The 13,089-nt window shown below is 61.8% G+C and carries 8 protein-coding genes; 2 read left to right on the top strand and 6 right to left on the bottom strand.

Features of this window, described 5'->3' with window-relative positions; all coding sequences use genetic code 11:
* Positions 1–20: 20 nt before the first annotated feature.
* The 6 genes from DXD39_RS04390 to metK all read right to left on the bottom strand — a co-directional run bounded on the left by DXD39_RS04390 (position 21) and on the right by metK (position 8,664).
* Entirely contained in the window at positions 21–1,235 is a 1,215-nt protein-coding gene (locus DXD39_RS04390; protein WP_117776488.1) for an ABC transporter permease, read from the bottom strand.
* Positions 1,232–2,005 (bottom strand): ABC transporter ATP-binding protein, encoded by a 774-nt coding sequence (locus DXD39_RS04385; protein ID WP_117776489.1) that lies wholly within the window; start codon positions 2,003–2,005, stop codon positions 1,232–1,234. Before DXD39_RS04385 ends, DXD39_RS04390 begins: the two co-directional genes overlap by 4 nt.
* Positions 2,005–3,426 (bottom strand): efflux RND transporter periplasmic adaptor subunit, encoded by a 1,422-nt coding sequence (locus tag DXD39_RS04380; protein ID WP_158565429.1) that lies wholly within the window; start codon positions 3,424–3,426, stop codon positions 2,005–2,007. The genes DXD39_RS04385 and DXD39_RS04380 overlap by 1 nt, the downstream gene beginning before the upstream one ends.
* 132 nt (positions 3,427–3,558) lie before the next feature.
* Positions 3,559–5,283, bottom strand: a complete 1,725-nt coding sequence (locus tag DXD39_RS04375) for a L,D-transpeptidase (protein WP_158565427.1) — start codon at positions 5,281–5,283, stop codon at positions 3,559–3,561.
* Between the two features lie 149 nt (positions 5,284–5,432).
* Positions 5,433–7,040 (bottom strand): L-serine ammonia-lyase, iron-sulfur-dependent, subunit alpha, encoded by a 1,608-nt coding sequence (sdaAA, locus tag DXD39_RS04370; RefSeq protein ID WP_117803246.1) that lies wholly within the window; start codon positions 7,038–7,040, stop codon positions 5,433–5,435.
* A 343-nt stretch (positions 7,041–7,383) separates the two neighbouring features.
* Positions 7,384–8,664, bottom strand: a complete 1,281-nt coding sequence (gene metK / locus DXD39_RS04365; RefSeq protein ID WP_117803245.1) for a methionine adenosyltransferase — start codon at positions 8,662–8,664, stop codon at positions 7,384–7,386.
* A 284-nt stretch (positions 8,665–8,948) separates the two neighbouring features.
* Here metK and gltX point away from each other — a divergent pair, with 284 nt between their 5' ends.
* Complete coding sequence (gltX, locus tag DXD39_RS04360; protein ID WP_117803244.1) at positions 8,949–10,424, top strand: glutamate--tRNA ligase; 1,476 nt, start codon at positions 8,949–8,951, stop codon at positions 10,422–10,424.
* A 211-nt stretch (positions 10,425–10,635) separates the two neighbouring features.
* Entirely contained in the window at positions 10,636–13,089 is a 2,454-nt protein-coding gene (gene priA / locus DXD39_RS04355) for a primosomal protein N' (protein WP_117803243.1), read from the top strand.

Raw genomic sequence — 13,089 nt, 5'->3', positions numbered from 1 at the left:
CGCAACTTGTCGGTGGTGGCTTACTGGTAGCGTAGGCACTCCACCGGGTCGAGCTTGGCGGCTCGGCGGGCGGGGTAGAAGCCAAAGATTACGCCGATGCCGACGGAGACGGCGAAGGCCAGCAGCACCGTGGCGATTGAATAGCTCGGTGTGATCTGCCCGCTGGCACCGAGCTCGCTGAGAACCCCTGATCCTGCGGCAAACATCGCGAGGCCCCAGGCCAGCAGATAGCCAATCAGGACACCCAGCAGGCCACCGGTGACGCACAGCGCCGAGGACTCGGCCAAAAACTGCGCGGTGATATCGCGACGACTGGCGCCCAGGGCACGGCGAATACCGATCTCGCGGATTCGCTCGGTCACGTTGGTGAGCATCATATTCATAATGCCGATCCCGCCGACAAGCAGCGAGATACTGGCGACAGCACCCATGATGAGCGAGAATGCGCCCATAAAGGAGTTGAGTGCATCGATGGCGCTTTTCATGGAGGTCGCCGATACGCTGTCGTACTCATCGTCCTCCGAGATGCCCTTCATCGCGCGCACCTTGGACTCGATGTTTTTGCAGAGCTCATCCATGTCCGTGCCCTCGGCGGCAAGTGCCGTCACGCTGGGGAATGAAGGATTCTCGTCGCCAAACAGGCCGGAGATGGTTTCGCGTGGCATATACAGCGTGAGCGAGCCCATGGAGTCGCTGCCGCCATCAATCACGCCTACAATCTGCACCTCGCCGTTGGACACTTTGATGGTTTTTCCCAGCGCATCCTGTTCGTTGCCGTAAAGCTGATCGGCGCCGCCGCGGCTGATGAGCGCCACGCGCGAGCCTGCCTTTGACTCGACATCGGTGTAGGTGCGCCCCACAACGAGCTTACTGGCACCCACGGCGTCGAGCATGTCGCTATCGACACCCTGTGCCATGACGGTATAGCTTTTATCGCCGATCTTGTACTCGGTATACGCGCTGTTGACAATGCCGATCTGTTCTATCTGCGGTACCAGTTTTTTAAGCTTCTGGACGTCAGAATCAGAGAGTTCTTGGGACGAATAGATCTGAACCATGCGAGCTGCGTTGAGGCCCAAGCTGTTGACCAAGCTGTTTTGGATGCCGCCGATGAGCGAAGTCATGGCGATAACCGAGGCGATGCCGATGACAATGCCCAGGATGGTGAGCAGGCTGCGACCCTTGTTGGCCTCGAGCGAGTGAAGGGCTTCCTGGATAAGATCGCGGGCGCTCATGTCATCACTCCTTTCGGCGGGTTGGCGGAGGCGGAAATCATGGGCAGGCTATCTATGGCGCTGCGTAGGGTCCGCGGTGCATGCGGAATATACGCGCCGTCGTGAATGCGACCGTCGCGGATGGTCACGGCACGGTCGGCCTCGGCGGCGATGCCGGGGTCGTGTGTGATAAGCACGATGGTTTTGCCGCGCTCCTGGAGCTTGTGGAAGGTTTCCATGACGAGCGCTCCCGTGGCGGAGTCCAGGTTGCCCGTCGGCTCGTCGGCCAAAATGATGGGTGGATCGTTGACAAGGGCGCGCGCGATGGCGACGCGCTGCATCTGACCGCCCGAGAGCTCGGATATGCGGTGGTCCCAGTGGTCGACGGGCAGCGTGACAGCCTGCAGCGCGTGCACGGCGCGCATTTCGCGCTGGCTTCGGGGCACGTTGGTGTAGGCCAGCGGCAGCATGACGTTTTCGATAACCGACAGGCGCGGCAGCAGGTTGAAGCTTTGAAAGACAAAGCCAATGCTCAGCGCGCGCACCTCGGTGAGCTCATCATCGTCGAGTTCGGCGACGTTGAGCCCTTGCAGGTAATAGTCGCCCGCCGTTGGTTTGTCCAGGCAGCCCAGGATGTTCATGAGCGTCGACTTGCCTGAGCCCGAGGGGCCGGTGATGGCGACGAACTCGCCGGGATCAACCGCCAGGCTCACGTTGTGCAGAATATGGGCGCAGCCGGCCTCGCTCTCGAAGATGCGGTGCACGTTGCGGATGTCGATGACGGGACGCATTACATGCCCTCGTCGGCAGACGTATTGTCGCCGCCGTCTGCCGTCATGCCTGTGCCGGTATCCGTCACGATGGTGTCGCCGTCGCGTAGCTTGGTAACCGGGACGTCTGGGTTGATTTCGTTGCCCTGGTCGTCGCGCTTGACCTGCGTCTTGCCGACTACGGCTTCGTTATCGTTTTGCGTCACGACGTTCACTTTCACGCGACGGGTTTGCTTGCCCTCGTCATCGGTTGCCACGTTGACGTAATAGTGTTCGCCATCTTCGGTCATGAGTGCCATCGTCGGCACCATAACCACGTCGTCGAGCTTCTCGGTCACTACCGAGACCTCGGCAGTCATACCCGGCTTGAGGCGACTGTCGGGTGCTTCGATGAGGATGTCGACGTTAAAGGTCACGCTGCCGCCGCTACCGGAGCCGGAGTCAGAGTTTGCAACCGAGGCGATAGCCGTGACGGTGCCCTGGCTCACGATATCGGGAAACGCGGGATAGGTCACGTTGGCGCTTTGGCCCACGGCAATTTTGGCGATATCCTTTTCGCCTACCTGAACCGTCACCTTCATCTTGGACAGGTCGGCGATCTGCATGCACTGCTTGCCGCCGCTCGTATCGCTTTCGCCCATGATCATTCCGCCTGTTACCGTGGCGCCCACCTTGGCGTTGAGCTCCACGATGCTGCCCGAGCTCGGGGCCGTGACCGTTCGGCTGGCGGCCTTGGCGTTCGCCTGATCGAGGTTTGCCTGGGCCGATGCGAGACTGCGCTGAGCGGCCGATACGGCGTTCGTGTCCGCTGATGCGGCGGAGATGCCAGCCGCTGCGGAACCTCCGTCGACGTCCGTCGTTGGGTTGGCCTGCGCGGCAGCTGCGGCTTTCTGCGCGTTGGCGAGGTCTTCTTGAGCGGCTGCAACTGCACGCTGCGCCTCGGCAACGTTACGATCGAGCTCGTCGTTTTTAATGGTCATGAGCACGTCGCCCTCGTTGACGGATTGGCCCGCCTGCACGTTGATCGAATCGACCGTGCCGTCGACAGAAGGGGAGACCACTGAGGACGAAATGGGTTTGAGCTGGCCTTTCGCCTCGACCGTTGTGCTAAACGTGCCCTCGGTCACCATGTCGGTTACCGGCTCGCTAGCGCCCTGTGGCTGCGCATTGATAACCAGGGTTGCGACAATGGCAATGAGCGCGATGGCACCTACGACGCCGACGGCAATACCGCGTCGAATCAGCTTTTTGCGTCGACGGTCGGCACGTTTTGCCTTGAGCTTGGCGTACGCCTCTTCATCGGAAATCTCGGCCGTATCGTTCGTGCGTTCGCTCTGCTTGTCGGCATGTACGTTTGTAATCAGAGGAATCGTTTCGGTGGCACCTTCGGGCGTGTGCTCGGTATCATCCGGGCCCGGGGCGATCGTGGGGACATTCGGCATAGCGTCTCCTTTATAGATAGAACCTCGATAAGTATATGCGCCCATCGGTTGGGATGGGCGCATAGGACGGTTTCTTTCGGAACTGTTAGATTGTTTGCAGCGGTTCCACGTTGTATTAATGCGCGCGTTGCACTACGAGTGGACAACCACGCACAGGCCGACTTTGATGCAGTCGTGAAGTGCCTTTGCATCGGCCAGGCGCAGGTTGATGCAACCGTGGCTGCCGCACCACTTGTACGACTCGGCATTATCGAAGCTCTTGTCGTTTTGCCAGGTGGCGTCGTGGAATCCGACCATATTGCCCTCGAACGGCATCCAATAGCTGACCGGGCTCTCGTATTTGGGCTTGCCGGTCTCGGGGTCCTTGGCACCGATAAGCTTGCTGGCGCCATTGTTGCTGTTGATCTGCCATACGCCCTCGGGGGTGGCGTCCTCTCCCGGCTTGCCAGAAATAAAGTTGGCCTCCCAAACGATATTACCGTTCTCGTCATAGTAGCGCGCGTGCTGCTCGGACAGATCGACGTCGATATACGCCTTCCAGTCGGGCTCTCCCTTTGCTGTAAAGGTGTCGGCCTTCTGGGAGTACTTGATCTCGATTTCGCCGGTCTGCTTGTTGTTAATGGCGTCCTCGACCTGCTTGGCGAGCGAGCTGCTGTCAATGGACCAACCAAAGTCACCGCCTTCGACGGCACACTGCTTGCCATCGGCGCGCGTCCACCAGCGAGTGGAGCCCACGGTATTAAAGCCGTTCGCGAGCTCGGCTGCCCAGCTGCTGATTTGCGACGTATCGAGCGTGGGGTTGGCAGGATCGGCAAAGCTGATCCACTGCAACACGGAGCTGCCATCAACCTTTCCGGCATCCTCGCCGTTGAGCTTGAGGGTCACGTTGACGCCCAAGAAGTTGTTGGCGGCATTGCATGCGGACTGAATCTGATCATCGGTCAGCGTTCCATTAAGCGGCTCATAGGCATCGTTGCCGAGCTTGGAAAGATCTACGGTCTCGGCCAGCGAGGCAAGCTCGAGCTCGGCATACTTAATGATATGCTCGCGGTTGAGTTTTTCGTTGGAGCGTGCCTTCTCGACGGTAAACTTGCCGGCCTGCTCGTCATAGGAGCTATTGGCCTCGAACGTGCCCGAACGGCCCTCGTTAAACTCATCGATGGCGGTGCCCAGATCCTTCTCAAACTGCTTTTGGTCAAAGGTATCGGAGAGCATGGACAGGTCGACGTCTTGATCAAGATCGACTTCGTTGGAGGTAGCGGTTGTTTTGGTCTTGCCACTTAAGGATTCCATAAGGCGGACCGGCCATACAAAGGCTTCGTTGTGGTTGATGATCTCTTTTGCGGCAGCTTCGCCGTCGACGATGGGCTCATCGGACTCGGGCTGATAGGTCCAGCTAAAGTCATCGCCCGCCACGGTGAGCTTATAGTGCTTCCACGCCGAGTTGACCTTGGTGGCGGCAGACGAAGCGTTGGAGAACGAGACGTCGACGCCGGCGATGGTGGTGTTGGGGTAGGCTACCTGCGAAAACGCTACGACGCCTACGATATAGACAATGACGATAAGACCCAGGAGGACAAAGAGCGTCGTCTTTTTGCCCGACTTATTGTTCCCGGTGGGTTTGCGCGCGGGGCCGCGATCGCCTCGACCGTGCTTGGGGGGCTGCTTGGGCGTATTGCCGTTTGCCTGGCGCTGCTGACGTTGCTGGCGCTGCTGGTTCGGGCGTTGCGAAGCGTTTGCCGCACCACGTTGCTGACCGTGGCTCGGCGCGATAGGACGCGGCGACTGAACGCCGCCGGTGTGCCTGCTTGGCTGCTGCGGATCGGGAATCAGTTGAGTTCGATCGTTTTGCGACATCGTGTGCATATCCTTCGAATTTCGCCTTGCGGCTCATCGTATTTTTACTGGGCTTGCATTATAGCGATTACCTAGTTGATTGTGGTATGGAAACGGTGGCATTCAAAAGAGATGGGACATTTGTCCCACCTTCGAGTCGTTCTTTGTCGCTATCCGCACACACCGCATTTTGCACAGGCTGAAAGTGCGGCCGGAGCCTGCGCGATGCCGCCCTTTGCCGTCTCGCGCAGCGTGGCCGGCAACGCGTGGCCCACCGAGAGCATGACGTGTGCCATCTGATCAAACGGCACCAGGCTCTTAATGCCGGCAAGTGCAAGCTGCGCCGAGCTAAATGCCGCGGCCACGCCGATGGCATTGCGGTTTTGGCACGGCACCTCCACGAGGCCGCCCACCGGGTCGCAGACCAAGCCCAGCAGATTACTCAGCGCGATGGAACTGGCATCGAGCGCCTGCTCGGGTGTGCCGCCGAGCATCTGCACCAGTGCGGCGGCGGCCATGGCGGCCGCACTTCCGACCTCGGCCTGACAGCCGCCCTCGGCGCCGGCAACGCAGGCGCTCGTGGTGAGGTTGAGGCCGATGGCGGCGGCACAATAAAGGGCATCCATGACCTGCTCGTCGTCCAGCTGCAGATGGTCTGCGAGCGCTAGCACGCAGCCGGGCACAACGCCCGCGGATCCTGCCGTCGGAGCTGCGACGATCACGCCCATGGTGGCGGAGCGCTCGAGCACGGCCATGGCGCGGGCCACGGCGTCGGTCTGGACGGCGCCCATCAGGCTTATGCTCAGATCGTTTCGGCTGGTGGCATCGACAAGCTTTGCCTCGCCGCCGATGAGGCCGCCGAGCGAGCGCTGTGGATTGGAAATGGGGGCTGTGGTCTCTTCGCGCATGACGTCGAGTACGCGGCGCATGGCGGCGATAGCGTGTGCCTCGCCGGTCAGACGTGCCTCGCGCACGGCCATGACGGCGCCGATGTTGAGCCCCAGTTCCTCGCACGCATCGAGCAGCTGCTCGCCGTCGTCGAAGATTTCCTTTGCCGAGACGCCGGGGGAGAGCGACGAGGCAGAACCGGGGAGTTCGATAAAGGTCGCGTAATCGACATTGTCGAGCTTGCGGAGCATGGGGACGACGGTGTCGTCGGGGGCGCCGTCGGTCTCAAAGACGGAGTAGGCCTGGCCGCCCACTTCGGTGCGGTAGGTGCGGCAGAAGGCGATGTTCACATGGGCGTAGGCGAGCAGGTTGGTGAGCGCTGCGAGCACGCCGGGGACGTCCTGGTGCGCCACGAAGAGCGTGGAATACATGCCCGAGATGTCGACGCCGACGCCGTTAATGCGGCTGATGCGCATCTTGCCGCCGCCCAAGCTCTCGCCGCGGACCTGCGCCGTGGCGCCCGTGGCGTCGACCATATCGATGTCGACGGTGTTGGGGTGGATGGAGGCGTCGTCGCCCTTGATGTCAAAGTGATATTCGAGGCCCTGCTCACGTGCGAGGTTAAAGGCCTGCTTGATGTTCTCGTCATCGGTGTCGAGGCCCAGAATGCCCGCGACGAGAGCGCGGTCGGTGCCGTGGCCGCGGTAGGTGTGGGCGAAGGAGTTCCACAGGCCAAAGGTGACTTTGGTGATGCGGCCTTCCAGCAGGCTGGCGGCAACTTGTGCGCAGCGCAGGGCGCCGGCGGTGTGCGATGAGCTGGGGCCGACCATGACGGGCCCCAAGATCTCGAATGCCGAGGTCGTAGCTAGTGTTTGCGGCTTGCCTGCCATATGCGCTCCTGTTCTATCCCGTCGTTCCGAGGGACGGGGCATACTCTGTCCCGCCGTTCCGAGGGCTTTAGTATTTGGTCGCCTGCTCGGACAGTCCTGCTCGCACGGAGGCCACATTAAGTGGCCTCCGGCTCGTGCGGAACTCGCGATCGACCAAATACTAAAGCCCTCGGAACTTAGGATACATGGTTGGAGTCGCTCTGCTGCGAAATTTATAGGCCTATGACCTATTCCATGTCCCAGGTCGGCTCATCTTCACCACCTTTAAATAAAAAAGAAGTACCGGTTGGAGCCGGTACTTCTTTTGGTGCGTTGTTTCTTGGCTGTAGCTTTTGCCGTTAGCTTAAAGTCCGCAGGCTGCTTTGAGTTCTTCGACTCGGTCGGTATTCTCCCAGGTGAAGTCGGCGTCTTCGCGGCCGAAGTGACCGTAGGCTGCCGTCTTTTCGTAGATGGGGCGACGCAGGTCTAGGTCGCGGATGATTGCGCCCGGGCGCAGGTCGAAGGTCTTCTCTACGGCCTCGACGATCTTGTCCTCGGCAACATGCGCGGTACCGAAGGTGTCGACCATGATTGAGAGGGGCTTGGAAACGCCGATGGCGTAGGCAAGCTCGACTTCGCATCGTTCGGCCAGACCGGCGGCGACCACGTTCTTGGCGACCCAGCGCGCGGCATACGCGGCGGAGCGGTCAACCTTGGTGCAGTCCTTGCCGCTAAAGGCGCCGCCGCCGTGACGGCCGTAGCCGCCATAGGTGTCGACGATGATCTTGCGGCCGGTGAGGCCCGTGTCGCCCATGGGGCCGCCCACAACAAAGCGACCGGTGGGGTTCACGTAGATGTCCGCGTTGTCCCACGGCATGTTCTCGGCGGCCATGACCGGGGTAATGACATGCTCGATGAGGTCGGCCTTGATCTTGCCCATGTCCTCAATCTCGGCGGCGTGCTGCGTGGAGATGACGATGGTCGTGACCTCGACGGGCTTGCCTTCCTCGTAGCGCACGGTGACCTGGGTCTTGCCGTCGGGACGCAGATAGGCGAGGGTACCGTCGTGACGCACGGCGGCCAGGCGCTCGGCCAGGCGGCTTGCCAGGTAGTGCGGCATGGGCATGAGGGTCTTGGTCTCGTTGGAGGCATAACCGAACATCATGCCCTGGTCGCCGGCGCCGATCAGGTCGATCGGGTCGGTGGTAGCGCCGGTCTGGGTCTCGAAGGACTCGTCAACGCCCTGGGCGATATCGGGCGACTGCTCGTGGATGAGGCTCATAACGCCGCAGGTGTCGCAGTCAAAACCGAACTTGGCGCGGTTGTAGCCAATGCGGCGGATGACGCCGCGGGCGATTTCCTGTACGTCGACGTAGGCCTGGGTGCGAATCTCGCCGGCGACGATGACGGTGCCGGTGGTCACGAGGGTCTCGCAGGCGCAGCGGACGTTCTCCACGTTGGCGGGCACGCCGTTGGGGGCGATGTAGCCCTGCTCCTGCAGCTCTATTTCTTTGGCGAGGATTGCGTCGAGGACGGCGTCGCTGATCCGGTCAGCGATCTTATCGGGATGACCTTCGGTCACCGACTCCGACGTAAAAACAAAGGACCCGTGTTGGGGTGGGATGGAACGAAGTTCTTCTGACATGATTGTCCTTTCAAAAACGTGTCCCGGCGACCGTTACCATTCCGCCGGGCTCTCTATGCAAGGGCACATCATAGCGCGTAAATCAAACATTCACACCCTTTCCGCACCTACTCATTGGGGACAGACTTTAATGATCAGCCTTACCTAAGTGCCGACAGGTTGCCCAAAGACTGATCATTTAAGTCTGTCCCCAATGAGTGGGTCGGTGCCCTTTGTGCGGAGGTGGGCATTGTTGCTTTATACTAATGCGGTTAGACATCCATCCTGCAATCGAGGAGATTTCCATGGCATCAGACGTTCGCGTCCGCTTTGCACCCTCACCGACGGGCAAGCTGCACATCGGTGGCGCCCGCACCGCTATCTATAACTGGGCTTTCGCCCGTGCAAACGGCGGCACGTTCATCCTGCGCATCGACGACACCGACCCCACCCGCTCTACCGACGAGAACACGCAGATTATCCTGCGCGCCATGCGTTGGCTGGGCCTGGACTGGGACGAGGGTCCCGAGGTGGGCGGCGATTTTGGCCCCTACGCCCAGACCGAGCGCCTGGACCTGTACAAGCAGGCCGCCCAGAAGCTTTGGGACGAGGGCAAGGCCTATCCCTGCTTCTGCACCAAGGAGCAGCTCGACGCCGATCGCAAGGCCGCGCAGGAGCGCAAGGACCCCTTCCAGGGCTATCAGCGCCGTTGCCGCGACCTTGATCCCGAGGAGGCCCGCCGTCGCATCGAGGCCGGCGAGTCCTACGTCCTGCGCATCAAGGTGCCCGAGGACCGCGGCGACGTCGTCATCCACGACGCCGTTCACGGCGAGGTGACCTTCGACGCCAAGGAGCTCGACGACTTTGTCATCTTCCGCTCCGATGGCACGCCCACGTACAACTTTGCGACCGTCGTCGACGACGCCATGATGAAGATCACCCATGTCATCCGCGGCGACGACCACCTCTCCAACACCCCGCGCCAGGTCATGGTCTACGAGGCCCTCGGCGCGCCCGTGCCCACGTTCGCCCACATCTCCATGATTCTGGGCGCCGACGGCAAGAAGCTCTCCAAGCGCCACGGCGCCACCTCAGTAGAGGAGTACCGCGACGCCGGCTACCTGTCCGACGCTTTCGTCAACTATCTGGCGCTGCTCGGCTGGTCGCTTGACGGCGAGACCACGATCATCCCGCGCGATGTCCTGGCCAGCAAGTTCTCACTCGACCGCATCTCCAAGAACCCGGCGACCTTCGACCCCAAGAAGCTCGACTGGGTCAATGCCGAGTACATCAACGGCATGTCCGATGCCCAGTTTGCCGACGAGATCATGGTCCCCGAGCTGCACGAGGCGGGTCTCATCGAGGGCAACGTCGAGTACGGCGAGGACTGGATTGACGCACTCGCTGCCATCGTCAAGCCGCGCACCAAGATGCCAGCCGACGCCGTGACCGTCGCCGCTCCCATCTTTGCTACGGCCGAGACGCTCGAGTATGATGAGAAATCCGTTAACAAGGGCCTGGCCAAGGAAGGCATGGGCGCCATCCTGGACGCCGCCAAGGCCGCGCTCGAGGGCGTGGACGAGTGGACAGCCGCGAACATCGACGCCGCGCTTGAGCCGCTGCCCGAGCAGATGGACCTCAAGAAGCGCGTGGTGTTCCAGGCCGTGCGCGTCGCCGTTTGCGGCAACATGGTGAGCCCTCCGCTGGGCGAGACCATGGCGCTCGTCGGCTGCGATGACTGCCTGGCACGCATCGACCGCGCCCGCACGATGGCGCTGTAGCAGCTGCGCAAACGTATGTATTCGAGCCCCGTTCACCCCGAGCGGGGCTCTTGTTTCTGTACCGATGAGTGGGTTGCTGGGACAAAATAATCAGTGGTGTTTGTCCCGTGTTCGAGCGACGCAACAAGCTCGACACTCGTATCGGCCATGGGACAAACACCACTGATTATTTTGTCCCACCCCTTTCAGGTCCGTTCGTTAGAGGTGGTGTATGGCTCAACAACTGTCGCTGTTTGGTTCACCGGAACCGGAGGAGGCTCTGGTGAAGCTCATGCCTGCCGCTGCCTCGGCTCAGCCTAAGCCTGCACCTGAGCCCATCGCTGCCTACGCGAGCGTGGTTCTCGACATTCCTACCCGAGCGCTGTCCGAGCCATTCGCCTACGGCATTCCCGAGTCCCTTGCCAACGAGGCCCAGGTCGGATCGACGGTCCTGGTCCACTTTGGCAACCGTGCCGCCGCAGGCTACATCGTCGATATTGCGCCCGAGCTGGGCGACCTGCAAGGCAACAACGCCCTTGACCTTTCGCGCATCAAGCCTGTCGAAGCCATCCTCAGCAAACCGCTCTTTACCGCCGAGGCTGCACGCATTGCGCGCTGGATGAGCCGCGAGTATGTCGCGACGCTTTCCGAGTGCCTGCGCCTGTTTTTGCCACCGGGCGGCAGCCCGCGTGTGGTCAAGGGCGACGACGGCGTGTGGACGGTTGAACGTCCAGCCGTCAAACCCATCCAAAACCGCTGGGTGATGCTTACGCCCGAAGGCTTTGACTACACGCCACCCAAGACCGCGGTCCGCCAGCGCCAACTCATCGAGGCGCTCCAGTGCGGACCGGTCACGACGCGCGACCTCAACCTTCTCTATAACAGCATGTCGGCGACCATCAAGGCGCTCGAAAAACGCGGCGTTGTGGTGGTGGAAGAGCGCCGCGCCTGGCGTGGCTGCGGCGAGCAGACCACGCTGTCCTCGGCAAGCGGCAAAGCGCCGGTCTCCCTTACCAGTGGCCAGCAACAGGCACTCGCGCAGATTGAGCGCGCCCGTCTGGACGCTCATGGCGACGTGGTGCTGGTCGACGGCGTCACCGGCTCCGGCAAAACCGAGGTTTACCTCTCCGCCATCGAGCGCGTGCTCGCAGCCGGTCGCTCGGCCTGCGTGCTGGTGCCCGAGATTTCGCTGACGGCCCAGACCGTCGGCCGCTTCCGTTCGCGCTTTGGCGAGACGGTCGCCGTGTTCCATTCGCGGCTTTCGGCCGGCGAGCGCCTGGACCAGTGGGATATGGTTGCCAGCGGTGCGGCCCGCGTGGTCGTCGGCGCACGTTCGGCGCTCTTTTGCCCGCTTGGCGACCTGGGCCTCATCATCATTGACGAGGAGCACGAGACCAGCTACAAGCAGGGGTCCAGTCCGCGCTACCACGCGCGCGAGGTGGCGGCCGAGATGGCGCGGCGCTACCGCTGCCCGCTCGTGTTGGGCTCCGCCACGCCCTCGGCCGAGGCCCTCGACCACTGCCGCCGTGGAACGTATAACGGCACCACTTGGACGCGCGTCGAGATGCCCGAGCGCCCGGGACACGCCGTGCTGCCCGAGGTCCGCATTGCCGACCTGCGCCGCGAGTTTTCGCACGGTAGCCGTTCAATGTTCTCTAAACCGCTGATGGAAGGTTTGGAGCGCGTTGTAGAGCACCGCGAGAAGGCCGTGCTGCTGCATAACCGCCGTGGCTTTGCGCCGTTCCTGATGTGTCGCGAGTGCGGCTGCGTTCCCACCTGCAACCACTGCTCCACCGCGCTTACGTATCACGAGCGCACGCACACGCTGCAATGTCACACATGCGGATCCTCCTGGCGCGTGCAGCCGTATCCCGCGCCCACGAGTCGTTGCCCCAAATGTGGCAGTCGCTACCTGGCAAAAATGGGGCTGGGCACGCAGCAGATCGAGGACGCACTGCACCAGATGCTGCCCGAGGACGTCGCCATCATCCGCATGGATGCCGATTCCACGCGCGGCAAGGATGCGCACAAAAAGCTGCTCGAGCAGTTCGATGCTGCCGATTGCGCCGTGTTGCTGGGCACCCAGATGATCGCCAAAGGCCTTGACTTTCCCGAGGTCACGCTCGTGGGTGTGGTCAATGCTGACTTCGCCCTCAAGCTGCCGGATTTCCGCGCAGGGGAGCGCGCCTACGATTTGCTTGAGCAGGTCGCCGGTCGCGCCGGTCGCGGCGATCGCCCTGGCGAGGTCATCATCCAGACGTATCTGCCCGAGGATCCGGTCATTCGCGCCGTCGCCGAGCACGATCGCTCGATCTTTACCGACTACGACCTGGACCAGCGTCGCGACGCGCTGTACCCGCCGTTTGTGCGCCTGGTCAACATCTTGGTGTGGTCGGCGAACCGAGACGACGCGCAGGACTACATCGGGCGTATCGCAAAGCTTCTTAAGCGCCGCTGGCATGCCGCCGCGCCCGATTTTTTGCGGGCGGGGAGTGCCGTGCCGCAGGTGCTGGGTCCGGCTTCGTGTGTAATCGAGAGAGCCAAGGACCGTTACCGCTTCCATCTGCTTGTGAAGTCGCCCGTGGGGTACCATGTTTCTGATGATATCGACGCCTGCCTCAAAGAGGTGGGCTCCGTGCGCGGCGTGAGCGTGAGCGTTGACGTCGACGCTTATGATTTGATGTAA

It is taken from the genome of Collinsella sp. TM04-29 (genome assembly GCF_003466565.1).
Taxonomy (GTDB): domain Bacteria; phylum Actinomycetota; class Coriobacteriia; order Coriobacteriales; family Coriobacteriaceae; genus Collinsella.
Note: the sequence above shows the minus strand (reverse complement) of the source record. Positions and strands in the feature narration are given on the sequence as shown.